The sequence below is a fragment of the Streptococcus milleri genome (genome assembly GCF_900636525.1).
In the GTDB taxonomy this organism is placed as follows: domain Bacteria; phylum Bacillota; class Bacilli; order Lactobacillales; family Streptococcaceae; genus Streptococcus; species Streptococcus hominis.
Genome location: NZ_LR134288.1, coordinates 49,795 through 73,385 on the forward strand (window position 1 = coordinate 49,795; position 23,591 = coordinate 73,385).

The 23,591-nt window shown below is 40.0% G+C and carries 24 protein-coding genes; 21 read left to right on the forward strand and 3 right to left on the reverse strand.

The genetic code is table 11. From position 1 onward, the window contains the following. Positions 1-7 precede the first annotated feature (7 nt). Positions 8-544 carry a dihydroxyacetone kinase transcriptional activator DhaS gene (gene dhaS / locus EL087_RS00315; protein WP_126406042.1) on the reverse strand — a complete coding sequence of 179 codons (537 nt, stop codon included), beginning with the start codon at positions 542-544 and terminating at the stop codon, positions 8-10. Between the two features lie 156 nt (positions 545-700). Between dhaS and dhaK the strand changes: the two genes are divergently transcribed. The 5 genes from dhaK (at position 701) to EL087_RS00340 (ending at position 3,915) form a co-directional block, all read left to right on the forward strand. Next, the gene (dhaK, locus tag EL087_RS00320) at positions 701-1,690 is read left to right on the forward strand and encodes a dihydroxyacetone kinase subunit DhaK (RefSeq protein ID WP_126406047.1); all 990 of its coding nucleotides are present in this window, start codon (positions 701-703) and stop codon (positions 1,688-1,690) included. A gap of 10 nt (positions 1,691-1,700) precedes the next feature. Beyond that, entirely contained in the window at positions 1,701-2,282 is a 582-nt protein-coding gene (gene dhaL, locus EL087_RS00325; RefSeq protein WP_126406050.1) for a dihydroxyacetone kinase subunit DhaL, read from the forward strand. Beyond that, complete coding sequence (gene dhaM / locus EL087_RS00330; protein WP_003027196.1) at positions 2,279-2,653, forward strand: dihydroxyacetone kinase phosphoryl donor subunit DhaM; 375 nt, start codon at positions 2,279-2,281, stop codon at positions 2,651-2,653. Before dhaL ends, dhaM begins: the two co-directional genes overlap by 4 nt. A gap of 12 nt (positions 2,654-2,665) precedes the next feature. Continuing rightward, on the forward strand, positions 2,666-3,379 hold the full coding sequence (locus EL087_RS00335) for an MIP/aquaporin family protein (protein WP_003027198.1): 714 nt from the start codon (positions 2,666-2,668) through the stop codon (positions 3,377-3,379). 98 nt (positions 3,380-3,477) lie between these two features. Continuing rightward, on the forward strand, positions 3,478-3,915 hold the full coding sequence (locus tag EL087_RS00340; RefSeq protein WP_126406053.1) for a bacteriocin transporter: 438 nt from the start codon (positions 3,478-3,480) through the stop codon (positions 3,913-3,915). A gap of 171 nt (positions 3,916-4,086) precedes the next feature. Here the strand turns inward: EL087_RS00340 and EL087_RS00345 are convergent, their stop codons facing one another. Further along, positions 4,087-4,803 carry a GntR family transcriptional regulator gene (locus EL087_RS00345; RefSeq protein WP_003032072.1) on the reverse strand — a complete coding sequence of 239 codons (717 nt, stop codon included), beginning with the start codon at positions 4,801-4,803 and terminating at the stop codon, positions 4,087-4,089. 150 nt (positions 4,804-4,953) lie between these two features. On the opposite strand from EL087_RS00345, the gene EL087_RS00350 reads away from it, so the two are divergent. From EL087_RS00350 to EL087_RS00420, 15 genes are all read left to right on the forward strand, one after another. Further along, a complete protein-coding gene (locus EL087_RS00350; RefSeq protein WP_390614108.1) occupies positions 4,954-6,759 on the forward strand; it encodes a glycoside hydrolase family 35 protein in 1,806 nt (601 codons plus the stop codon). Further along, positions 6,756-7,232: a PTS system mannose/fructose/N-acetylgalactosamine-transporter subunit IIB gene (locus EL087_RS00355; protein WP_003027948.1), complete on the forward strand. Its 477-nt coding sequence runs from the start codon at positions 6,756-6,758 to the stop codon at positions 7,230-7,232. Before EL087_RS00350 ends, EL087_RS00355 begins: the two co-directional genes overlap by 4 nt. A gap of 18 nt (positions 7,233-7,250) precedes the next feature. Further along, on the forward strand, positions 7,251-8,144 hold the full coding sequence (locus EL087_RS00360; protein WP_126406056.1) for a PTS mannose/fructose/sorbose/N-acetylgalactosamine transporter subunit IIC: 894 nt from the start codon (positions 7,251-7,253) through the stop codon (positions 8,142-8,144). Beyond that, on the forward strand, positions 8,131-8,958 hold the full coding sequence (locus EL087_RS00365) for a PTS system mannose/fructose/sorbose family transporter subunit IID (RefSeq protein WP_106383794.1): 828 nt from the start codon (positions 8,131-8,133) through the stop codon (positions 8,956-8,958). The genes EL087_RS00360 and EL087_RS00365 overlap by 14 nt, the downstream gene beginning before the upstream one ends. A 17-nt stretch (positions 8,959-8,975) precedes the next feature. Beyond that, positions 8,976-9,380: a PTS sugar transporter subunit IIA gene (locus EL087_RS00370; RefSeq protein WP_126406059.1), complete on the forward strand. Its 405-nt coding sequence runs from the start codon at positions 8,976-8,978 to the stop codon at positions 9,378-9,380. A gap of 166 nt (positions 9,381-9,546) precedes the next feature. Then, a complete protein-coding gene (locus tag EL087_RS00375; protein ID WP_126406062.1) occupies positions 9,547-10,716 on the forward strand; it encodes an SIS domain-containing protein in 1,170 nt (389 codons plus the stop codon). A gap of 10 nt (positions 10,717-10,726) precedes the next feature. Then, positions 10,727-11,728: a tagatose-bisphosphate aldolase gene (gene lacD, locus EL087_RS00380; RefSeq protein ID WP_126406065.1), complete on the forward strand. Its 1,002-nt coding sequence runs from the start codon at positions 10,727-10,729 to the stop codon at positions 11,726-11,728. Between the two features lie 42 nt (positions 11,729-11,770). Continuing rightward, positions 11,771-12,808, forward strand: coding sequence for an aldose epimerase family protein (locus EL087_RS00385; RefSeq protein WP_003040879.1), 1,038 nt, complete (start codon positions 11,771-11,773; stop codon positions 12,806-12,808). Positions 12,809-12,981: 173 nt separating this feature from the next. After that, complete coding sequence (gene ruvB, locus EL087_RS00390) at positions 12,982-13,980, forward strand: Holliday junction branch migration DNA helicase RuvB (protein WP_126406070.1); 999 nt, start codon at positions 12,982-12,984, stop codon at positions 13,978-13,980. A gap of 1 nt (position 13,981) precedes the next feature. Next, positions 13,982-14,545, forward strand: a complete 564-nt coding sequence (locus tag EL087_RS00395) for a nucleotidyltransferase family protein (protein WP_126406073.1) — start codon at positions 13,982-13,984, stop codon at positions 14,543-14,545. Positions 14,546-14,784: 239 nt separating this feature from the next. After that, entirely contained in the window at positions 14,785-15,213 is a 429-nt protein-coding gene (locus EL087_RS00400) for a low molecular weight protein-tyrosine-phosphatase (protein WP_003040862.1), read from the forward strand. A gap of 8 nt (positions 15,214-15,221) precedes the next feature. Then, the gene (locus EL087_RS00405; RefSeq protein ID WP_003040952.1) at positions 15,222-15,635 is read left to right on the forward strand and encodes an MORN repeat-containing protein; all 414 of its coding nucleotides are present in this window, start codon (positions 15,222-15,224) and stop codon (positions 15,633-15,635) included. Further along, the gene (locus tag EL087_RS00410) at positions 15,625-17,442 is read left to right on the forward strand and encodes an acyltransferase family protein (RefSeq protein WP_126406078.1); all 1,818 of its coding nucleotides are present in this window, start codon (positions 15,625-15,627) and stop codon (positions 17,440-17,442) included. The genes EL087_RS00405 and EL087_RS00410 overlap by 11 nt, the downstream gene beginning before the upstream one ends. A 360-nt stretch (positions 17,443-17,802) precedes the next feature. Further along, a complete protein-coding gene (adhE, locus tag EL087_RS00415; protein ID WP_049511844.1) occupies positions 17,803-20,454 on the forward strand; it encodes a bifunctional acetaldehyde-CoA/alcohol dehydrogenase in 2,652 nt (883 codons plus the stop codon). A 427-nt stretch (positions 20,455-20,881) separates the two neighbouring features. After that, positions 20,882-22,033, forward strand: coding sequence for an iron-containing alcohol dehydrogenase (locus EL087_RS00420; protein ID WP_070670672.1), 1,152 nt, complete (start codon positions 20,882-20,884; stop codon positions 22,031-22,033). Between the two features lie 283 nt (positions 22,034-22,316). Here EL087_RS00420 and EL087_RS00425 read toward each other — a convergent pair whose 3' ends face one another. Beyond that, entirely contained in the window at positions 22,317-22,487 is a 171-nt protein-coding gene (locus EL087_RS00425; RefSeq protein ID WP_313769823.1) for a helix-turn-helix domain-containing protein, read from the reverse strand. A gap of 363 nt (positions 22,488-22,850) precedes the next feature. On the opposite strand from EL087_RS00425, the gene EL087_RS00430 reads away from it, so the two are divergent. Then, positions 22,851-23,555, forward strand: coding sequence for an N-acetylmannosamine-6-phosphate 2-epimerase (locus EL087_RS00430; RefSeq protein WP_126406084.1), 705 nt, complete (start codon positions 22,851-22,853; stop codon positions 23,553-23,555). The last annotated feature ends 36 nt before the right edge of the window (positions 23,556-23,591 follow it).

Genomic DNA, 23,591 nt, shown 5'->3' on the forward strand with positions numbered 1-23,591 from the left:
ACTTGCCTTAATTTTCTATAGCTGTTTTGATTAGTTGTGTTAAGAGCTGCGCCTGTTGCTGGTAATCTTGCTCAGATAAATCCAGCAGATGTTTGATAGCATTTGCAAGCGCTTGACTGTGATAATGAATGAAAAAATGATACTCCATTTCAGAATGGAAAGGACGGGAATGATATTCTCTGACGAGTTTGGCTACAAGCTGTTGACAGTAGGTTTGAAAATAAGAAGAAAAGTCATTTTGGTCAACGATGTCAAATAATTGTGCATAAAAACTCTTATTGACGCTAAAATAGTGCAGCAATTCTTGCAGCAGCTGATAGCCAGAGATATATTCCAGATTATCTGTGACTTGCTCTCGTAACTCCGTCTGAAAAATCCATTCTAATAATTCGTACTTATCCAGAAAATGATTGTAAAAAGTTTGCCTGCGAATACCGGCGCCTTCCATAATTTGCCGAACAGAGATTTTTTCAAAAGCTTGTTCGGTCAGTAATTTTTTAAAGGATTTGGCAATCCTTTTTTTCGTGATTAAGGATGTTGCCATCTTCCCTCCTCAGTCTTTTTAGTTCTATTCTTAGTTTATCATGAATGATGCAATAGGAAAACTAAAAAGAGGGACATATTCCTAATTTTGTCCATTCCAAAATGGAGCAAAGAATTTTACAATAAAAATAAGAAAAATAAAGCAAAGGAGAAACTCATGAAAAAAATTATCAATCAACCAACGGCTGTTGTGGACGAAATGCTAGACGGTTTGGCTTATATCCACAGTGATTTAGTGCATCGTGTAGAAGGCTTTGACATCATTGCTCGAAATAGCGAAAAATCTGGCAAGGTAGCGATTATCTCAGGTGGCGGGAGCGGTCATGAGCCTGCTCATGCTGGCTTTGTGGGCGATGGTATGTTGTCGGCTGCTATTTGCGGAGCGGTCTTTACTTCCCCAACTCCTGACCAAGTCTTGCAGGCAATCAAAGAAGCAGACGAGGGAGCTGGGGTCTTCATGGTGATCAAGAATTACTCCGGTGACATCATGAACTTTGAAATGGCGCAGGATATGGCAGAAATGGAAGGCATCGAGGTGGCAAGTGTTGTTGTAGATGACGATATTGCTGTTGAAGATAGCCTTTATACGCAAGGTCGCCGTGGAGTTGCTGGTACCATTTTTGTTCATAAGATTTTGGGAAATGCTGCGCGTGCTGGAAAATCACTGAGTGAAATCAAGGCCTTGGCTGATGAATTGGTTCCTCAGATTCATACGGTTGGGCTGGCTCTCAGTGGAGCAACCGTTCCTGAAGTTGGGAAACCTGGCTTTGTGCTTGCTGATGATGAAATTGAATTTGGAATCGGCATTCATGGAGAACCCGGCTATCGCAAAGAAAAAATGCAGCCGTCTAAAGACTTGGCACAAGAATTAGTGGCAAAATTGAAAGGCTCTTTTGAACTCAAAGCAGGAGATAAAATCGGAATCCTTATCAATGGCATGGGTGCAACACCGCTCATGGAACAATACGTCTTTGCCAACGATGTGGCTGGAATTCTCACAGCAGCAGGTTTGGAAGTTGTTTACAAGAAATTAGGAAACTACATGACATCTATTGACATGGCAGGCATTTCTCTGACCTTTATCAAATTGGAATGTGAAGACTGGCTGGAAGCTTTGAACAGTCCAGTTGCAACGATTGCTTGGTAGGAGGTACGATATGGATGCAGGATTAGCAAAGAAATGGATGCTTCTCTTTAATGAAAAAATTCAAGCCGACAAAGACTATCTGTCAGAGTTAGATACACCTATTGGTGACGGAGACCACGGTGGCAATATGGCGCGTGGCATGGCAGCTGTCGTTGAAAATCTGGAAGGAAAGGATTTTGCCAATTCAGCAGAAGTCTTTCAAGTTGTCTCCATGCAATTGCTTAGCAAGGTTGGCGGGGCTTCTGGCCCCCTTTATGGCTCAGCCTTTATGGGAATAATGAAGGCTGAAAAAGAGGGTACTAGCTTGGCGGATGCTGTTCAAGCAGGGCTTGATATGATTCAAAAGCGAGGAAAAGCTGTTTCGGGTGAAAAAACCATGGTGGATGTCTGGTCTGGTGTGGTGATGGCTCTTCAAAAAGGAGAATTGACCAAAGAAACCATTCATACTTTGGTTGAAGCGACGAAAGATATGAAAGCAACGAAGGGTCGGGCTTCTTATGTCGGAGAGCGTTCTATCGGACATATTGACCCCGGTTCGTATTCGTCAGGCTTGCTTTTTGAATCCTTGCTAGAAGTAGAGGAAAAAGCATGACAGAAGTTGGGATTGTCATCGTTTCTCATTCAAAATGGATTGCTCAAGGCCTTGTAGATTTAATTTCAGAAGTTGCCAAGGATGTCTTGCTGACCTATGTAGGTGGTACAGAAGATGGCGGCATTGGTACAAGTTTTGAACAAGTCCAAACGATTGTAGAAGCCAATGAAGCAGAGAAGATTTTAGCTTTCTTTGATCTTGGATCGGCTCGCATGAATCTGGAGCTGGTGGCAGACTTTTCAGATAAAGACATCATCATTAACAATGTTCCCATTGTTGAAGGAGCTTATACTACGGCTGCTCTCTTGCAAGCTGGTGCAGATTTGGCGACCATACAAGAACAATTGAAAGAGTTAGAAATTAAGAAATAAAGGAGTTTGATTATGATTCAGTATCTCGGTGAATTTTTAGGAACTTTCATCCTAGTATTGCTTGGCGACGGGGTTGTTGCCGGGAATGTTTTGAGTAAGACAAAAGAGGAAGGAACCGGCTGGGTTGCTATCGTTTTAGGCTGGGGGATTGCTTGTACAGTGGCGGTTTATGTATCTGGATTTTTCAGCCCAGCTCACTTGAATCCAGCGGTCACATTCGCAATGGCTTCTATTGGAGCGATTAGTTGGGGACAGGTTTTTCCGTTCATTCTTGCACAAATGCTGGGTGCCATGGCTGCGGCTTTTGTTCTATGGCTTCACTATTACCCTCATTGGGCTGAAACGAAAGATTCAGGCTTGATTTTAGCCAGCTTTTCAACGGGACCAGCCATTCGCCATACAGCTTCTAACTTTTTAGGAGAAGCGCTGGGAACGGCCATTCTTGTCATCACGATTATGGCAATTGGTCCAAATAAAGTTGCCGCTGGTTTGGGTCCAATTATCGTAGGAACAGTTATTTTTGCAGTCGGTTTCTCACTTGGACCAACGACAGGCTATGCGATCAATCCTGCACGGGATTTGGGACCGCGTATCATGCATGCTCTTTTACCAATCGCAAATAAAGGGGATTCTGACTGGTCCTATGCTTGGATTCCAGTCCTGGGTCCAATTGTCGGCGGTGTCGTAGGGGCTTTGCTCTACAATATCATTTTGGGTGTCATTTAAAAATAGTCAAAAGTAGGTTTCGGCCTACTTTTGTTGTCTTTTCTTGTGCTTCTTGTCTGAATTTTTTATAATAGCTGTATAGAATAGCGAGGATAAAGATGGCAAAGAAGCATTGGCTGAAATTACTTGGAGTGTTTTTGATTTTCGGAATAGTTGCCTGCCATTCAGTTTTGCTAGATCCAACTGAACAAATAGATGAACAAAAAGAGTATCAAGCTATTGTAGCAAAGTTTCATCAGATAACCGTGCCTGAACTCAAAGAAAAGCAGGCTCAGAGTGAAAAATTTTATCTCTACATCGGGAGAGGAACTTGTCCACACTGTAGGCGATTTGTGAAACAACTGGAACGAATCAAAACAAAATCTTTTTATTATTTAGATAGTGAGAAAAAGACACCAGAGTTAGTTGCTTTTCGTGAGGCATATAAGATAAAATTTGTTCCTTATTTTGGAAAATTTAGTGGTTTTACAGAAGAAAAAGTGCTACAAATCAAGAAAAATATGACTGCTAAAGAAATTGAGGATTTTATTAAGTAGGAGAAAAACAAGGTGACAGTAAATCTTGTTTTTTTTCTTATAGCAAGAATAGAAAAATTGATAAATAAAAAATAACAAAATACTTTTCAAAATTGGTATAGATAGGTTATAATGATGTCAAGATATAAAAAAAGAACAACTGGCATTCAGGTGTTCTTTACGTAAAAATAATTAATGATTTCCACTGCGTGACACGAACTTGATTTTAAAGAAATCACCACGTTTGTAGGCTTCGCTATACTCTAAAATTTGTCCTGTACTTTCTAACTGTGTTGTTTTTACTTGGAAGACGGTCGGGAAGTTTGTGTCAATGTCCAGTAATGTTGCAACAGCTTCTGGTGTCGGGAAGATAATTTCATTAGTTTCTTCAAAGTGCTCATCATTCATGTGAATATGATAGTCTTGTTTGAAGCGGTTGTAGATAGAGCTGTAATATTCAAGATTTGGATAATTTGCATTGATATATTGCTCTGGGATATAGGATTGATGATAGATGTAAGGGGTATCTTTTGCTTTACGAAGTCGCTCAATTTTATAGTAAAATTGGTGTCCCTTCAAATCTAACTTATCAAGGAATTTCAAGTCGTTTCCGCGCTCGATCGATAAAACGGTCACTTGATCATTTTGGGTAGGAAATATCTCAACGTCAGAAAATTCAACGAGTTTGTGTTTGCGGGCACGTGATACAAATGTTCCTTTTCCTTGCTGGCGAATGATATATCCGTCTTTTGCTAGCTCATTTAAAGCTCTGACAACAGTAATAGAACTCACATCGTACATTGTGATTAGCTCAGCTTCTGTATAAAATTTATCTCCATTCTCAAATTGACCTGAGATAATCTTGCTTTTGAGTTCGTCTTTAATGTATTGGTATTTAGGGATTGCCATGTTATTCACCTCTCTTTCGCTTCCCTCTCATAAAAAATTTTACCATAATTTTTCTTAAAATGGTTAAATTTATTAAATTTTTCAAAAACTATTGACATTTCATACAAAATATATTATATTAACCTATGTAACCGATTACAAAAATATTGTGTGAAAGAAGGAAATGGTTTGGCAAGATTTGAGGTTAGAGAAGAATTTTATTTTGATCAGCAGCCTTTTAAACTATTATCCGGTGCTATTCATTATTTTCGGATTCAGCCAGATGATTGGTATCATTCGCTTTATAATTTGAAAGCTCTGGGCTTTAATACGGTTGAAACCTACATTCCTTGGAATATGCATGAGCCGGAAAAAGGGCAATTTGATTTTGAAGGTATCCTTGATATAGAAAGATTTCTTCAAATCGCTCAAGATTTAGGCTTGTATGCCTTGCTTCGTCCGTCACCTTATATTTGTGCAGAATGGGAATTCGGTGGTTTGCCTGCTTGGCTTTTGAAGGAGGAAATGAGGATTCGCTCTTCTGCTCCTGCTTATCTTGCAGCGGTTGCTAGTTATTACGATGAATTAATGCCGCGCTTAGTCCCGCATCTTTTGGAAAATGGCGGCAACATTCTCATGATGCAGGTCGAAAATGAATACGGCTCGTATGGCGAAGATAAGGAATATTTGAGAGCTGTTCGAGATATGATGCTAGAGCGAGGTGTGATTTGTCCGCTCTTTACATCGGACGGACCCTGGCGTGCGGCGTTAAGGGCAGGGACGTTGATTGAAGATGATGTGCTGGTCACGGGAAATTTCGGCTCTAAAGCTGCTTATAATTTTGCAAATCTGCAAGCTTTCTTTGATGAACATGGCAAGAAGTGGCCACTCATGTGTATGGAATTTTGGGACGGCTGGTTCAATCGTTGGAAGGAGCCAGTTGTCACGCGAGATCCAGAAGAGTTGGCTGAAGCGGTTCACGAAGTCTTACAACAAGGCAGTATCAATCTTTATATGTTTCATGGTGGGACAAATTTTGGTTTTATGAATGGCTGTTCAGCGCGAGGAAGCATTGACCTGCCGCAGGTGACATCTTATGATTATGAAGCTCTCCTTGATGAACAAGGAAATCCAACACCTAAATACTTTGCTATTCAGCGAATGTTAAAAAAATATTATCCAGAGTATCCACAAATGGAGCCTTTGGTAAAAGAATCGTTTGAGTTAAAGGATATTCCGCTCAGTGAGAAAGTTAGTTTATTTGAAACCTTAGAAGATGTAGCGCAGCCAATCGAAAGTCTTTATCCTATGAACATGGAGGAACTGGGGCAAAATGTTGGCTATCTGCTCTATCGTACAGAAGCGGAATGGGATGCGGACGAGGAACGGATTCGTATCATTGATGGGCGTGATCGGATGCAACTTTTTGTCGATGGAAACCGTATCACAACTCAATACCAGACAGAAATTGGCGAAGACATCTTTGTTCCCCGACAGAAGCAATCCACGCATCAGATTGATATTTTGATAGAAAATATGGGGCGCGTCAATTATGGGCACAAACTGTTGGCAGAGACGCAACACAAGGGTATTCGGACTGGAGTTTGCAAGGATTTGCACTTTATGCTCCATTGGAAACAGTATGTATTAGAGTTGAAAAATCCAGAAAAAATTGATTTTACGAAAGAATGGCATGAAAAACAGCCAGCTTTCTATGCCTTTGATGTTGAATTGAAAGCACTTAAAGATACTTATCTGGATTTGACCCACTTTGGCAAGGGAATTGTTTTTGTCAATGGTGTCAATATCGGTCGCTTCTGGGATGTCGGACCGACCTTATCGCTTTATATTCCGCATAGTTTGTTAAAACTAGGACAAAATCGAATTATTATTTTTGAAACCGAAGGGAAATACAGCGAATTTATTCATTTAGTTCACAAACCTACATTTAAAGCGATAAAGGGGGTAAATTTATGACAATCGTAGGTAATCGAATCGATGGACGTTTGATTCATGGGCAGGTAGCTAATCTTTGGACTACTAAGCTCAATATTTCACGGATTATGGTCGTGGATGATGAAGTAGCAGAAAATGCTATTGAAAAAAGCGGCTTGAAGCTGGCAACACCAGCTGGTGTGAAATTGAGTGTTTTGCCAGTCGCAAGAGCAGCTGAAAATATCTTAGCAGGCAAATATGATAGCCAACGTCTGCTCATTGTTGCGAAAAAACCGGACCGCTTTTTGAAATTAGTAGAAGCAGGTGTACCAATTGAAACGCTCAATGTGGGCAATATGTCGCAAACACCTGAAACGCGTTCTATCACACGCTCAATTAACGTGGTAGATGAAGATGTGGCAGTATTTAACAAACTGCATGATAAAGGTGTGACAATAACAGCTCAAATGGTTCCAAATGATCCAGTTGAAGACTTTATGAAATTATTGAAATAAATTTAGGAGGTCATTGTTATGATACAATGGTGGCAAATTCTCTTATTGACGCTGTATTCAGCGTATCAAATTCTGGATGAGTTGACGATTAACTCATCAGCTGGCTCCCCTGTTTTTGCAGGTTTTATCACTGGTCTGGTCATGGGAAATTTGAAGACTGGTTTGTTTATTGGTGGTAGTCTCCAACTCGTTGTGCTTGGGGTTGGTACATTCGGTGGTGCCTCTCGGATTGACGCAACTTCTGGTGCGGTTCTTGCAACAGCATTCTCTGTGGCAACAGGTATGAAATCAGAACTCGCTATTTCAGCTATTGCTGTTCCGGTAGCAGCCTTGCTGGTTTATACAGACGTTCTTGGACGTTTCTCTACGACTTACTTTGCACATCGTATTGATGCAGCGGTTGAAAAATTTGACTACAAAGGCATTGAACGCAATTACTTACTAGGTGCCATTCCGTGGGGACTTTCACGTGCACTTCCAGTATTTCTGGCTTTGTGGCTCGGTGGAGACGCTGTAAAAGCCTTCTCAGACTGGCTTGCCAATAATGCACAATGGATTGCAGATGGATTGATTCTTGCAGGTAAAATGCTTCCTGGTGTCGGTTTTGCAATTTTGCTTCGTTACCTTCCAGTCAAGAAAAATCTTCATTATCTTGGTTTAGGTTTTGCTATTACAGCTATGTTGAAAGTTGTTTTTGACTATATTTCAACATTGGCAGCTGCTTCAGGAGCTGTCAAACAAATCGCCACAGCTCTTGGTGGTGCAAAATTTGAAGGCCTACCAATGATTGGAATTGCGATTATTGGCTTTGCCTTGGCAACAATCAACTATAAAAATGCAACTAATAAACAAGTCGTGACTGTTGCTGCAGAACAATCAGAAAGTGGGGAAATTGAGGATGACGAACTCTAATTATAAATTAACAAAGGAAGATTTTAACCAAATCAACCGTCGTAGTCTCTTTACTTTCCAATGGGGTTGGAACTACGAGCGTATGCAAGCGTCAGGCTATCTTTATATGATTTTGCCGCAATTGCGCAAGATATATGGAGACGGTACGCCAGAATTAAAGGAAATGATGCGGACACATACGCAATTCTTCAACACATCTAACTTTTTCCATACTTTAGTAACAGGGATTGACCTAGCACTTGAAGAAAATGAAGGAGTTGTGGCTAAAGATACCGTTACAGGGATTAAAACTGGTTTAATGGGGCCATTTGCAGCGATTGGCGATGCGATTTTTGGTTCTACTATTCCTGCTATTATGGGTGGTCTGGCTGCTGGACTTGCTGTTGAAGGCAATCCTCTTGGAATTTTCCTTTGGATAGCTGTGACAATCGCAATCAATGTCTTCCGTTGGAAACAACTGGAGTTTGCCCATAAAGAAGGGGTGAAATTAGTTACAACCATGCAGGACAAATTGTCTGCCATCACAGATGCTGCAACAGTTCTTGGTGTTTTCATGGTGGCTGCTTTGATTGCTACGATGATTAACTTTAAGTTTACCTATACACAAAGCTTCGGTGGTGTCACCTTCAATCTTCAAGAAACATTGGATAAAATCTTCCCACGTTTGGTTCCAGCACTGTTTACAGGTTTTGTTTATTGGCTGCTTGGTAAGAAAGGCATGAATTCAACAAAAGCAATCTTTATCGTGATTATTATTGCAATTGGTGTTTCTGCATTTTCACACTTTACTCATACACCAATCTTAGGTGTTTAAAAGGAGCTTCTCTATAAATGACAAAACAACTTGTATTGGTCAGTCACGGTCGCTTTTGCGAAGAATTGAAGAAAAGCACCGAAATGATTATGGGGCCACTGGACTTCATTCATACAGTTCCCCTGCTTCCAGAAGAAGGAATAGACGATTTTACTGCTAAATTTTCAGCAACTGTAAAAGATTTAGATGATTACATCGTCTTTGCCGACCTGCTTGGTGGAACGCCTTGCAATGTCGTTAGCCGTCTGATTTTGGAAGGACTCCAAATTGAACTTTATGCAGGGATGAATATGCCAATGGTGATTGAATTTATCAATTCTGCCCTGGCTGGCGTTGAAGCAAAATATATCGAAAAAGCGAACAAATACATCGTGAAAGTCAATGATGTATTAGCAGAAATGAACGATGACGAAGATGAATAAAGGAGTGTCTAGCTAATAGTCGCTGAAAAACACGTCCTTGCTTGAATTGCTTCAATGAGCAATCTATATAACTAAGGGGGCTGGGGCAAGAAAATGGATTTCTTTGAAATCATCATTTTCCCACTCCCTTTCTTTTAGTTAGCATTGTAAAGCAGAAAGGAGAACCATGCTAGATTATACAAAGGAAGACTTGCTTGAATTAGGTGCGGAAATCACCACACGGGAAATCTATCAACAGCCGCAAGTTTGGCAGACAGCTTTTGAAAATTATAAAGCGCAAGCTGATGAGATTGTAGCGTTTCTAAATGGCATTGATGAAAAGCATGACTATATCAAGGTTATTTTGACAGGGGCTGGAACATCAGCCTATGTCGGAGATACGCTTGTACCTTATTTTAGAAAGCTGTATGATGAACGCAAGTGGAATTTCAACGCTATTGCAACAACGGATATTGTAGCCAATCCTTTGGCGTATTTACACAAGGAAGTACCGACTGTTTTGGTTTCTTTTGCCCGTAGTGGCAATTCACCAGAGAGTGTTGCGGTAGTTGACTTGGCAAAAGACATAGTTGAGGAACTTTACCAAATCACGATTACATGTGCAGCAGAAGGCAAATTAGCCCAGCAAGCACATGGTGATGAACGCAATTTGCTATTGCTCCAACCTGCGCCGTCAAATGATGCTGGCTTTGCCATGACATCGAGCTTTACGTCTATGATGTTGACAGCCTTGCTCGTTTTTGACAAAACAGACTTAGTTACAAAAGAAGAGAAAATTTCTGCTTTGATAGCCTTGAGCCAAGAGATGTTAGACTCAGCAGCAGCCATTCAAAAAATGGTTTCCTTAGATTATAATCGTGTCATTTATCTGGGAGTAGGTCCTTTCTTTGGCTTGGCGCATGAAGCCCAGCTGAAAATTTTGGAATTGACCGCAGGACAGGTGGCAACGATGTATGAAAGTCCCATCGGTTTTCGCCACGGTCCAAAATCGTTAGTGAATGAAGAAACGGTCGTTGTGGTATTTAGCTCGACAGATACTTATACTAAATTATACGATCTTGACTTAGTACGAGAAGTAGCTGGAGATGAGATTGCCCGCAAGGTAATTTTATTGACAGATCAAAAAGAAAATTTGGAAAATGTTGAACAAGTCATTCTTTCTAGTCAATATCTTGTGGATGATGTTTATCGCGTATTCCCTTATATTGTTTATGGTCAATTATTTGCCTTGTTGACAGCTCTCAAAGTGAAAAATCGTCCAGACACACCGTCTCCGACAGGCACCGTCAACCGTGTTGTGCAGGGTGTTATCATTCACCCATTTGACAAAGAATAGGAAGGAATCCATGGAAAAATTAAGGATTAGTCACGAAAAATTAGCGCACTTAAAAAATCTTTCAGATGAAAATGGTATTATTGGAGCTCTTGCCATTGACCAGAGAGGATCGCTGAAAAAAATGTTAGCAAGTGGAGCACAAGCTGTGTCAGGAGATGAAGCGCTCATTGAATTTAAACAATTGATTTCCAGTCAGTTGACTCCGTATGCAACTTCTATCCTTTTGGATCCAGAATTCGGTGTACCTGCTACCCAAATACGTGCGCCAGAATGCGGTCTTATCGTTGCCTATGAAAAAACAGGTTATGATGCGACAACAGAAGGTCGCTTGCCAGACTTGCTACTAAATTGGTCAGTCAAACGCATTAAAGAACTAGGCGGTGATGCAGTCAAGGTTTTGATTTACTATGATGTAGATGACAAACCTGAAATCAATGACATCAAGCAAGCCTGGGTAGAGCGCGTGGGAAGTGAATGTGTGGCAGAAAACATTCCTTATTTCCTTGAAATCTTGACGTATGATGCAAAGCGTGATAATGTAGTAGATGCAGATTATGCGAAAGTAAAACCGCACAAGGTCAATGAAGCCATGAAGCTCTTTTCAAATCCGCGCTACAATGTTGATGTCTTGAAAGTGGAAGTACCGGTCAATATGAATTTTGTCGAAAGGTTTACGAAAGGTGGGGTTGAACCTGTCTACAGCCTCGCGGAAGCCAAGACATTTTTCAAAGAGCAGTCTGATGCAACTCACCTGCCCTTTATTTTCCTGAGTGCTGGAGTTAGCGCAGAGCTTTTCCAGGAAACGCTCAAAGTGGCGCATGAAGCAGGTTCTCAATTCAATGGAGTCCTTTGCGGTCGTGCGACTTGGAAAGAAGCTGTTACCGTCTTTGCTAATCAAGGAGCAGAAGCAGCCAAAGCTTGGCTTGATGAAACGGGGCGTCAAAATATTGAAGACTTGAATCATGTTTTACGTGAAACAGCCGTTTCGTGGACGGAAAAGCTAGAGATTTAAAAGAGGAAAACATAAATTTGTAATAAAAACAAGGAAAGTTGTATGAAATCTTATCAAGAAGCTATTTTTGGAACATTTCAAGGAAAAGATATTGTTGCTTACACATTTGAAAATGACTTGGGCTATCGTTTGAAAGTCATGACTTATGGTGCGACTGTCTTAGAGTATGTCACTCCGGACAAAAATCTTGAATTTGCAAATATCGTGGTGGGGTTTGATCATTTTGATGCCTATGTAGGCAACAGCCCTAAATATGGTGCAAGCGTCGGACCAGTTGCAGGACGGATTGCAAAAGCACAGTTTGAGCTGAATGGCGAAACCTATCAGTTAGAAGTCAATAATGCAGAAAATTGCAATCATAGTGGCTCTACTGGCTGGGATAGTGCTATTTTTCAAGTTGAAGAAGTCACGAATGAAGGCATTACTTTTTACACCGAGCGTGTAGATGGCACTGGTGGTTTTCCGGGAAATCTGAAAGTCTGGGTTTCCTATGCTTTAACGGAGATAGGCGAATTAGAAGTTTCTTACCAAGTCCAGACGGACAAGGATACCTTGGTCAATCCAACCAATCACAGTTATTTCAATTTATCGGGCGATTTCAGTCAACCGATTGACAATTGTGTATTGCAGCTAAATACCTTAGGGGTATTTCCAATCGCACCGGATGGTGTGCCTGCTAAAACGCCAGATTCAGAGCGAGATTTTGTCAAAGATTTAACGGAAGGTGTGGCTTTTAAAGATATTTTTGCCAATCAAGATGAGCAGATTCAGATTGTTTCCGGTTTGGATCATCCATTTGCATTGAAAAAAGGAGAGAAGGAAGCTGGCTCCTTGTACGATCCTGAATCCGGTCGCTTTTTAACGTTTAAAACCAGTGCACCATGCCTAGTGACGTACTCAGCAAACTTTGTAGATGATACGGTCATTTTAAATGGGCATCCCATGATCCAGCACAACGGCTTAGCTCTGGAAACTCAGGCACTTCCTGATGCGATTCATAGCGACTTGAAAGCAGATGTTATCTTAAAAGCGAGTGAGATTTTTACCAGCACAACGATTTATCATGCAACAACTAAATAACACGATATATTGAAACGATAGATTATTTGTCTGTCGTTTTTTATTTGAGATATCCAGCATTATCAAATAAAGACTTTCTAGTCTTTTTCATAATAACACTCCCTTCAATTTCTATTTGTAAAACCTAAGTTCAAACTAACTTACTAACCTGATTTTTTGTTATAATAGTAGTTATGAGTAGAATTTTGGATAATGAATTGATGGGAGACGAGGAGCTCGTAGAGCGCACATTGCGTCCCCAGTATTTACGAGAATACATCGGTCAAGACAAGGTCAAAAATCAACTGAAAATTTTCATTGAGGCAGCTAAACTGCGAGATGAAGCGCTAGATCACACCTTGCTTTTTGGACCTCCAGGGTTGGGAAAGACCACTATGGCTTTCGTCATTGCCAATGAACTGGGAGTTAATCTCAAGCAAACTTCGGGTCCAGTTATTGAGAAAGCGGGCGATTTGGTAGCAATCTTGAACGATTTGGAGCCGGGAGATGTTCTCTTTATTGATGAGATTCATCGCTTGCCTATGTCTGTTGAAGAGGTGCTCTATAGCGCTATGGAAGATTTTTACATTGATATTATGATTGGAACGGGTGAGGCGAGCCGTAGTGTTCACTTGGACTTGCCACCGTTTACTTTGATTGGAGCAACAACGCGGGCAGGTATGCTGTCAAATCCTCTACGCGCACGTTTCGGGATTACTGGTCACATGGAATATTATGCAGAAGCAGACTTGACCGAGATTGTGGAGCGGACGGCAGACATCTTTGAAATGGAGATTACGCATGAAGCAGCTGAGGAATTGGCACTGCGCAGTCGGGGTACGCCTCGGATCGCCAATCGGCTTCTCAAGCGCGTACGAGATTTTGCTCAGATCATGGGAGATGGCTTGATTGATGCTCATATCACTGATCAGGCTTTATCAATGCTGGACGTGGATCAAGAAGGGCTGGATTATGTAGATCAGAAGATTCTCAAGACCATGATTGAAGTGTATGGCGGCGGGCCAGTTGGTCTGGGAACATTGTCTGTTAATATAGCAGAAGAGCAGGAAACGGTCGAAGACATGTATGAGCCTTATTTGATCCAGAAAGGATTTGTTATGCGAACTCGAACAGGGCGCGTGGCAACCCGTAAGGCTTACGAGCATTTGGGTTATGAATATTTGGAGAAATAACATGCTGTCCGAAAAAGAGATTTTACATGCGTTTTCATCAGACCAAGATATAATGACTATCTTGCAGATTATCTATGACTTGCAGTTAAAAGACAGTTGGCTTTGTGCTGGTAGTGTGCGTAATTTTATTTGGAATCGTTTATCAAATCAACCAGGATTTGATAAAGATACGGATGTGGATGTGATTTTCTTTGACCCAGATATTTCTTACGAGAAAACGCTCAATATTGAAAATCGACTCAAGCGAGAATTTCCACATTACCATTTGGAAGTCAAGAATCAAGTCTATATGCATATCCACAGTCCAAATGCCCAACCCTATACTAGCTCACAAGATGCCATGAGTAAATATCCAGAGCGTTGTACAGCTGTAGGCTTACGTTTGTTGGATAATAGACAGCTGGAACTCTTTGCGCCTTATGGCTTAGACGACATCCTCCATTTTCGTGTTCAGCCGACTCCGCATTTCTTAACAGCTCCAGCGAGAAAAGCTCTTTATGAACAACGACTGAGCAAAAAGAATTGGCAGAAGAAGTGGAACAATCTTCAAATTGAATTTCTTTAAAATTTTTTAGAAAAAAGAAAAATCTTTAAGAAAAATTTAAGTCAGCATCGGTATACTATAATTACAAGTTGAGAGAAGCTTAACTTGAACTCCTAAAAACTTTTCTTTTTCATAATAATCTCCCTATAAGAGTCGCCCAATCGGCGGCTTTTTTGAGATTTATAAAGAATTGAAAAAATCTCAAGGGTTTAAATTCCTATTTTTTTAGATTTTGTTATAATAGTAAAGAGGTCTATGCTATGAAGAAAATTGTGTTTGTTTGCTTGGGAAATATCTGTCGCAGTCCGATGGCAGAGTTTGTGATGAAAGATTTGACAGATGATGTTTATGTTGAAAGTCGAGCGACTTCAGACTGGGAGCATGGCAATCCAATCCACTCTGGAACGCAGGCGATTTTTAAAAAATATGCCATTCCTTATGACAAAAGCAAAACTTCTCAACAAATTTCACAGCAGGATTTTGTAGACTTTGATTATATTATCGGAATGGATAAATCCAATTTTCAAGATTTGAGGAAAATTGCACCGGGAAAATATCTGGAGAAAGTATTTCAATTTGAAGAGAGAAGTGTGCCAGATCCTTGGTACACAGGTGATTTTGACGAGACTTATCGGCTTATTTTGGCAGGTTGTCAGAAATGGATTGAGCGCGTGAAGAGCGAAGATTAGTGGAGAGAATGGATACATTAAAAGAATTTTACGAAAAGTACAAAATTTATCTCACAAGGCATAACTTGGAATTGCTAGCAGTAACGGTTATTGTCCTATCAGCGATGGTGGCTTTTACATCAGGTATTCCCAGTCAAGGGGCATTGACCTTGGATAAAGGAGCACTCAAATATAATGGCAGCCTTGTTCGTGGTAAAATGAATGGTCAAGGAACCTTAACCTTTAAAAATGGGGATACTTATAAAGGCAATTTTAAGAACGGTACTTTTAATGGGAAAGGAACCTTTACAGCTAAAGCTGGTTGGAAGTATGAAGGCAACTTTGTGAATGGACAGCCTGAAGGGCAAGGCAAATTAACAACAGAAAATAATGTTGTCTACAAGGGAAAGTTTAAACAGGGGATTTATCAAAATGCGCATTAAATGGTTTTCATTAGTGAGGATTACAGGATTACTCCTAGTTCTGCTCTATCATTTCTTCCAGAAAGCTTTTCCTGGTGGGTTTATTGGTGTGGATATTTTCTTCACTTTCTCAGGCTTTTTGATTACGTCTCTTTTAATTGATGAATTTTCCAGAAACAAGGAAATTGATGTTAAAGGATTCTTAAGACGTCGCTTTTATCGGATTGTGCCACCGCTTGTCTTTATGATTTTGATTATCATGCCCTTTACTTTGCTGATTCGGAAGGATTTTGTGGCTGGTATTGGGACGCAAATCGCTGCTGTGCTCGGCTTTGTGACAAATTTTTATGAAATTTTGTCTGGTGGAAATTACGAGAGTCAATTTATCCAACATCTCTTTGTGCACACATGGAGCTTGGCGTTGGAAATGCACTACTATATCTTGTGGGGCTTGGCGACATGGTATTTAGCTAAGAAAAGTAAAACAGTCGGGCAATTTCGAGGGATTATCTTTCTCGTTTCGTTCGCTTTCTTCTTGATTAGTTTTCTTTCTATGTTTGTCAGAAGCTTCTTCGTTTCAAACTTTTCTGTGATTTACTTTTCAAGTTTCACGCATATCTTCCCGTTTTTTGCAGGAAGTATCTTAGCGACACTTTCGGGTGTGAGTGATTTGGGAGCACCTTTTCGTAAAATGGAGCAAGCGCTTGATTTGAAAAAGACCTTTTATCTACTTGGTGGTAGTTTTGTAGCTTTGCTATTATTAACGTTCCTCCTAAGATTTGATAATTTATTGACTTATCTGTTTGGTTTCCTTTTGGCAACGGTATTTTCAGTCGTGATGATTTTGGCAACACGTGTGCTTCATGATAAAACGTCGCATGTTGATGAGCCGCCTCTTATCACATTTATTGCAGATACGAGTTACGGCGTGTATTTGTTCCATTGGCCGTTTTACATCATCTTTTCCCAATTGATGGGCAATGGATGGGCAGTTCTATTGACAACCGTGTTTTCCTTTGCCTTGGCGGCTTTCTCTTTCTATCTGTTAGAGCCGACATTAGCAGGTAGAGAGCCAAAAGTATTTGGCTTGAAGATGGACATCAAGCAAATCACAACGCCTGTATTTTATAGTTTGATTCCATTAACACTGGTCGCTTTGGTCATGATCGTGACTGCTCCGAAAATTGGTGCTTTTGAAGAAAATTTGCTCGTCAATGGGTTAAATCAAGCTGACAGTAAAATGCAGATCACTCGTACCCAAGCTGATAATGTGAGTGCCAGTCAATACAATGTAGCAAAGGGTACGACCGTTATTGGAGATTCGGTAGCTTTGCGAGCAAGTGAATGGCTCAAGCAGGCTATGCCGGAAATTCAAGTGGATGCAGCAGTCAGTCGAAACTTAGAATCGGGCTTGCAAGTCTATCAAACTGATATTTCAAACAAGGTGCTTCTGGAAACAGTGGTCTTAGCCTTGGGAACCAATACGGTTGATAACTACGAAAGTTTGCTCAATCAATTTATTGAGAAACTACCGAAAGGACATCGTTTGGTTTTAGTGACGCCGTATGATGGTCGCACAGCACATAATGCTTCTAGCCTGGCAGTCAAAACCCGTCAGTATGAATTGGAATTGGCGAAAAAATACGATTATGTATTTGTAGCGGATTGGTATCAAACTGCTATCCAACACCCAGAAATTTGGTACGGAACTGACTATGTGCACTTTGGCTCGGAGACAACAACGATCACCAAGGGCGGTGAACTCTATGCACAAACCGTCAAACAAGCCATTGATGAAGCTGTGAAAAAAGGAACAGTGAAGAAATAATAGTAATAATTAGAAGTCATGGATTGCCTTGCGATTCATGACTTTTGTGTGCTTTAAAAAGATAGTAGGGTAGAACGAGGGTGTAGGAATACACAGCAAAAATGCTCTTTTTTACATAACTTTTGTTTTTGGAAATCTTGAAAAAGTATGTGAAATATATAATTTTAAGTTTTAAACTTCACAAACAATGTTTTAAAATATAGTAGAAAACTATATTTTGAAACAAATTCACAATATAAAAGAAAAAGTTTGTGAAGTTTACTTGAAAGTGTTTACAAGAGAAAGAAAATAAGGTATAATAATCTTGTGAAAAAATTAACAAAGGATTTGTAAAAGTCCTGAGAACCATTGGAGGAACACATGGCTGATAAAAAAACATTAACTCCCGAAGAAAAAAAGTTAGCTGCTGAAAAGCATGTTGACGAACTTGTTCAAAAAGGGTTAGTTGCTCTAGAAGAAATGAGAAAATTAAATCAAGAACAAGTGGACTACATTGTTGCAAAAGCTTCAGTTGCTGCTCTTGATGCGCACGGTATCTTAGCTGAGCATGCTGTTAAAGAAACAGGTCGCGGTGTCTTTGAAGACAAAGCAACAAAAAACCTTTTTGCCTGCGAACACGTTGTTAACAATATGCGTGGTGTTAAAACTGTTGGTGTGATTGAAGATGATCCTATTACAGGTTTAACGAAAATTGCTGAACCGGTCGGAGTAATCTGCGGAATCACTCCAACGACTAACCCAACTTCAACAGCGATTTTTAAATCATTGATTTCATTGAAAACGCGTAATCCAATTATCTTTGCTTTCCACCCATCTGCTCAAGAATCTTCTGCTCATGCGGCACAAATCGTACGTGATGCAGCGATTGCAGCAGGTGCACCTGAAAACTGTGTTCAATGGATTACACAGCCATCTATGGAAGCAACAACAGCTTTGATGAACCACGAAGGTATCGCAACAATCCTTGCGACTGGTGGGAACGCCATGGTAAAAGCTGCTTATTCATGCGGTAAACCTGCTCTTGGAGTTGGTGCTGGTAACGTTCCAGCTTACGTTGAAAAATCAGCAAATATTCGCCAAGCAGCACATGATATCGTGATGTCCAAATCGTTTGATAATGGTATGGTCTGTGCATCTGAGCAAGCTGTGATCATTGATAAAGAAATCTATGATGAATTTGTAACAGAATTCAAATCTTACCATACTTACTTTGTCAACAAGAAAGAAAAAGCGCTTTTGGAAGAATTCTGTTTTGGTGCAAAAGCCAACAGCAAGAACTGCGCTGGTGCAAAATTGAACCCAAATATTGTTGGTAAACCAGCTACATGGATTGCTGAGCAAGCAGGATTTAAAGTACCAGAAGGTACAAATATCTTGGCTGCTGAATGTGCAGAAGTTGGAATTAAAGAACCATTGACTCGTGAAAAATTATCACCTGTTATTGCGGTTTTGAAAGCTGAAGATACTGAAGATGGACTTAAAAAAGCTCGTCAAATGGTTGAATTTAATGGTCTAGGACACTCAGCTGCTATTCATACAAAAGACGAAGCTCTTGCAAAACGTTTCGGTACGGAAATAAAGGCAATGCGTATTATCTGGAACTCTCCATCTACCTTTGGTGGTATCGGTGATGTATACAACGCCTTCATTCCATCATTAACACTTGGATGTGGTTCATACGGACACAACTCAGTTGGTGATAACGTATCAGCTATCAACCTTCTTAACATCAAGAAAGTAGGGAAACGTAGAAATAATATGCAATGGTTTAAAGTTCCTTCAAAAATCTACTTCGAACGTAACTCAATTCAATATCTTCAAACTTGCGAAGGTATCGAACGTGTCATGATTGTTACCGATAAATCAATTGAAAAACTCGGTTTTGTACAACGTGTGATTGACCAATTGAATCTTCGTAAAAACAAAGTCACGATTCAAGTCTTCTCAGATGTTGAACCAGATCCAGATATCACAACAGTTCGTCGTGGTGTTGAAGTAATGCGCTCGTTTGAACCAGACACTATCATTGCCCTTGGTGGTGGTTCACCAATGGATGCGGCTAAAGGTATGTGGATGTTCTATGAACAGCCAGACGTTGACTTCGGTGACCTCGTTCAAAAATTCATGGATATCCGTAAACGCGCCTTCAAATTCCCATCACTTGGTAAGAAAGCACAATATATCGGTATTCCAACAACATCTGGTACAGGTTCAGAAGTAACACCGTTTGCAGTTATTTCTGATAAGGCAAATAATCGTAAATACCCTATCACTGACTACGCATTGACACCAACTATTGCAATTGTTGACCCTGCTTTGGTAGAATCTGTTCCAGCATTTATTGCTGCCGACACAGGTATGGATGTCTTGACACACGCAACTGAAGCTTATACTTCTAACTTTGCCAATGACTATACAGATGGTATTGCTCTTCAAACCATCAAGTTAGTCTTCAAATACTTGGAAAAATCTGTAAAAACGGCTGACCCAGAAGCCCGTGAAAAGATGCACAATGCCTCTACAATGGCTGGTATGGCCTTTGCAAATGCTTTTCTTGGGATGAGTCACTCAATGGCGCATAAGATTGGTGCTGTTCACCACACCATTCACGGACGTACAAATGCTATTTTACTTCCTTATGTTATCCGTTACAATGGAACTCGTCCATCTAAAACTACAACATGGCCTAAGTACAACTACTGGAAAGCTGATGAAAAATTCCAAGATATTGCTCGTATGCTAGGTCTTCCTTGCTCAACACCAGAAGAAGCGGTTGAAGCGTATGCTAAAGCTGTTTATGACCTTGGTGTAGCGGTTGGTATCAAGATGAACTTTAAAGATCAAGGTATTGATGAAAAAACTTGGAAAGATAGCTTACATGATATTGCCGTTCTTGCTTATGAAGACCAATGTTCACCAGCAAATCCACGCTTGCCAATAGTTACTGACATGGAAGAAATCATGGCTGACGCCTACTATGGCTATGCAGAACGTCCAGGACGTCGTAAATAGACAGTAAAGTTTGTTCTGATTTGAATCGTTCGTCATTGTACAGACAATGTATTCAGATTTTTAGACCTAAATAAGTTTATCAGTCACATCTCCCTGCTTTTGTAGGGAGATTTTTCTATTTGGAGAGAGTGTTCTTTCTCTTGCTTGGTATTGTATGTGTTTTCCTGTAAACTAGTTGTGAAAAAAGGAGGACGGTCATGTTTCAATTGTTAGTGTTTGATATGGACGATGTCATTGTGGATACAGAAAATCTTATACTTCTCTTTGCCCTAAAATATCATAATAGACTGATAAGTTTTGAATCTGTAAATTTGATACTAAAATAATGAAAAGTTGATGTTGCAAAAAGCATTATGAGTGTTATAATATAGTTATGTAAGCGGTTTCTAAAATAGATGATATTTATAAAAAATAAGGAGGAAATATAATGTCAGTATTTTATGTTCCATCAGTTAATCTTATTGGTTGTGGTGTGATTAATGAAATAGGTGGTCATATCAAAGAGTTGGGGTATAAGAAAGCTCTCTTGGTGACAGACCATTATATTGCAAGCAGTGACATTTTACCTAAGGTAACTGCACCACTTGATAAGGAAGGCATTGAGTATGTCGTTTTTAGTGATGTTGAGCCGAATCCAACTGTTAAAAATGTTGAAGATGGTTTAGCTGTTTTGCGAGATAATAATTGTGATTTTATTATTTCACTTGGTGGTGGTTCGCCACAAGATGCTGCAAGTAGTATTTCAATTCTTGCAACGAATGGCGGGCGTCCGCAAGATTACGAAGGCGTTCACAAATCAAAGGAAAAAGGCTTGCCGGTTGTAGCAATCAATACGACAGCAGGAACATCAGCTGAAATCACGATTAACTATGTTATTACTGACGAAGAGCGTAAAGTGAAAATGGTTATGGTTGATAAGAATAGCCTTGCACTCCTGTCAGTAAATGATCCAGAATTGATGATTTCAAAACCAAAAGCTTTGACAGCTGCAACAGGTATGGATGCTCTTACACATGCGGTTGAGGCTTTGGTAACACCAGGTGCGTATAATGTGACGAAAAAATTGTCTATTGGTGCAATTGAGTTAATTAAAGAATTTTTACCTCGTGCTGTTGAAAATGGCCATGACATTGAAGCACGCGAAGCTATGGTTAATGCGATTTTCCTAGGTGGGATGGCCTTTAATAATGCTGGGCTAGGTTATGTACACTCTATGGCTCATCAACTTGGAGCAGTTTACAATCTTCCTCACGGTGTTTGCTGTGCCATGCTTTTACCAGTTGTAGAGCGTGAAAATGCGAAACGTGTGCCAGAAGCATTCCGAAATGTTGCGAAAGCTCTTGGTCTCCATACGGAAGGTAAAAGTGATAAAGAATGCGCTGATTATGCCATTTCTGAAATTGAAAAATTATCAGCAACTGTGGGCATTCCGAAAAAATTGACAGAACTGGACATTAAAGAAGAGGAATTTGACTTTGAATACCTTTCTAAAAATGCACTCATTGATGCTTGTGCACCAGGAAATCCATTTATGCCAACCTTAGAAGAAACGATTGCTCTTTACAAAGAGTTGTTTTAAGCGCTGATTTGTCGTAAAAATAAAAAAGCGAGATAGAACTAATATTTGAAAATTTTTAGTCAGTAGTTTCAACTTCGCAAAGTTGTTCAATAGCCTCTCGGGCTGTCAAAGTGGTGAATGAAGAGAAACGCAGTTTTCGTCAAAAATACTCATCTAAGCTTGAAAAATGACTAAGGAGTGGTTTGCTTTGCTGTAACTTTAAAGAAGTATTTAGATATTAGCTACTACGTCAAAAGCGTTTTGCTATTATAAAATAAGGCAGGGATAATATTGTCTCTGCCTTTTATTTGCGTTCGTCTTTTGGGGAATGTCCCAAATAGGTACGATATTTGTCATAAAAGTAAGTTTTATTTGAAAATCCAACACTTTGTGCTACCTCGTAAATTGGCATACGTGTAGATAGGAGAAGATGTTTAGACGGACGCCAGGACAATACCGAAAAGAACACCAGCACTGAGAAAATTTTAAACTTTTATTCAAAAGCGACTCTGGATGATACTCCTGAAAAAAGCATTCCCCCTTGCTAATTCTATTATAGGGTCTCCATTCTAGACAATTCTTGGGGGAGATAGCATTCGCAGAGATGCAGTCTTTGTATGCCTCAGAGGCAATCCGCAATGATTATAGCGTCATGTTAACAGAGCTATCGTTCTGGTTGAAACTACTTTCAAGATTTAAGAGAAAAGTAATTGTTATTAGAAATTAGAACCAAAATCTCAGATATTGTTGAAAGCGCTTCAAAAAATAGTTATAATAACATCGTGAGATTGAAAGCGCTTTAAAAATCGATCTACAATAGCAAAGGAGAAGGCTGTCTATGGCACAAATGACAAAAGACGAGCTGATTGCCAAAATAAAAAATGGCATCATTGTTTCCTGTCAAGCCTTGCCACACGAACCGCTATATACTGAAGCAGGTGGGATTATTCCCCTTTTGGTGAAAGCGGCTGAACAAGGAGGAGCTGTTGGCATTCGAGCTAATAGTGTTCGGGATATTAAGGAAATTAAAGAGGTTACTTCGTTGCCGATCATCGGCATTATCAAGCGGGATTATCCACCACAAGAGCCATTTATTACCGCAACGATGCGAGAAATTGATGAACTAGCAGCTCTGGATATTGAAGTAATTGCTTTTGATTGTACAAAGAGGGAACGTTTTGATGGTTTAAAGATTGCGGATTTCATCAAGCGAGTGAAGGAAAAATATCCTCATCAATTGCTCATGGCAGATGTGAGCACCTTTGAAGAGGGTGTGGCTGCAGCAGAAGCAGGTGTGGACTTTGTAGGGACAACTTTGTCAGGTTACACCTCTTATAGTCTGCAATGCGAGGGACCAGATTTTGATTTGGTAAAAAAATTGTGTGATGCAGGTTTGGATGTTATCGCGGAAGGAAAAATTCACTACCCAAGTGAAGCGAAAACCATTCATGACCTAGGTGTTAGAGGAATTGTAGTAGGTGGTGCCATTACGCGTCCAAAAGAAATTACAGAGCGTTTTGTTGCAGCAGTAAGTGAAAAGTAGGAACAATTTTATCTTAAAAAGGATGACAATAAAAGG

Excerpts from the sequence above, each read along its gene's own strand:
- EL087_RS00335 (WP_003027198.1), top strand. The coding sequence starts at position 2,666 with ATGATTCAGTATCTCGGTGAATTTTTAGGAACTTTCATCCTAGTATTG.
- ruvB (WP_126406070.1), top strand. The coding sequence starts at position 12,982 with ATGAGTAGAATTTTGGATAATGAATTGATGGGAGACGAGGAGCTCGTA.
- EL087_RS00405 (WP_003040952.1), top strand. The coding sequence starts at position 15,222 with ATGGATACATTAAAAGAATTTTACGAAAAGTACAAAATTTATCTCACA.
- EL087_RS00430 (WP_126406084.1), top strand. The coding sequence starts at position 22,851 with ATGGCACAAATGACAAAAGACGAGCTGATTGCCAAAATAAAAAATGGC.
- EL087_RS00410 (WP_126406078.1), top strand. The coding sequence starts at position 15,625 with ATGCGCATTAAATGGTTTTCATTAGTGAGGATTACAGGATTACTCCTA.
- EL087_RS00375 (WP_126406062.1), top strand. The coding sequence starts at position 9,547 with ATGCTAGATTATACAAAGGAAGACTTGCTTGAATTAGGTGCGGAAATC.
- lacD (WP_126406065.1), top strand. The coding sequence starts at position 10,727 with ATGGAAAAATTAAGGATTAGTCACGAAAAATTAGCGCACTTAAAAAAT.
- EL087_RS00340 (WP_126406053.1), top strand. The coding sequence starts at position 3,478 with ATGGCAAAGAAGCATTGGCTGAAATTACTTGGAGTGTTTTTGATTTTC.
- dhaL (WP_126406050.1), top strand. The coding sequence starts at position 1,701 with ATGGATGCAGGATTAGCAAAGAAATGGATGCTTCTCTTTAATGAAAAA.
- EL087_RS00395 (WP_126406073.1), top strand. The coding sequence starts at position 13,982 with ATGCTGTCCGAAAAAGAGATTTTACATGCGTTTTCATCAGACCAAGAT.
- EL087_RS00360 (WP_126406056.1), top strand. The coding sequence starts at position 7,251 with ATGATACAATGGTGGCAAATTCTCTTATTGACGCTGTATTCAGCGTAT.
- dhaM (WP_003027196.1), top strand. The coding sequence starts at position 2,279 with ATGACAGAAGTTGGGATTGTCATCGTTTCTCATTCAAAATGGATTGCT.
- dhaS (WP_126406042.1), bottom strand. The coding sequence starts at position 544 with ATGGCAACATCCTTAATCACGAAAAAAAGGATTGCCAAATCCTTTAAA.
- dhaK (WP_126406047.1), top strand. The coding sequence starts at position 701 with ATGAAAAAAATTATCAATCAACCAACGGCTGTTGTGGACGAAATGCTA.
- EL087_RS00400 (WP_003040862.1), top strand. The coding sequence starts at position 14,785 with ATGAAGAAAATTGTGTTTGTTTGCTTGGGAAATATCTGTCGCAGTCCG.
- EL087_RS00355 (WP_003027948.1), top strand. The coding sequence starts at position 6,756 with ATGACAATCGTAGGTAATCGAATCGATGGACGTTTGATTCATGGGCAG.
- adhE (WP_049511844.1), top strand. The coding sequence starts at position 17,803 with ATGGCTGATAAAAAAACATTAACTCCCGAAGAAAAAAAGTTAGCTGCT.
- EL087_RS00385 (WP_003040879.1), top strand. The coding sequence starts at position 11,771 with ATGAAATCTTATCAAGAAGCTATTTTTGGAACATTTCAAGGAAAAGAT.
- EL087_RS00420 (WP_070670672.1), top strand. The coding sequence starts at position 20,882 with ATGTCAGTATTTTATGTTCCATCAGTTAATCTTATTGGTTGTGGTGTG.
- EL087_RS00370 (WP_126406059.1), top strand. The coding sequence starts at position 8,976 with ATGACAAAACAACTTGTATTGGTCAGTCACGGTCGCTTTTGCGAAGAA.
- EL087_RS00365 (WP_106383794.1), top strand. The coding sequence starts at position 8,131 with ATGACGAACTCTAATTATAAATTAACAAAGGAAGATTTTAACCAAATC.
- EL087_RS00345 (WP_003032072.1), bottom strand. The coding sequence starts at position 4,803 with ATGGCAATCCCTAAATACCAATACATTAAAGACGAACTCAAAAGCAAG.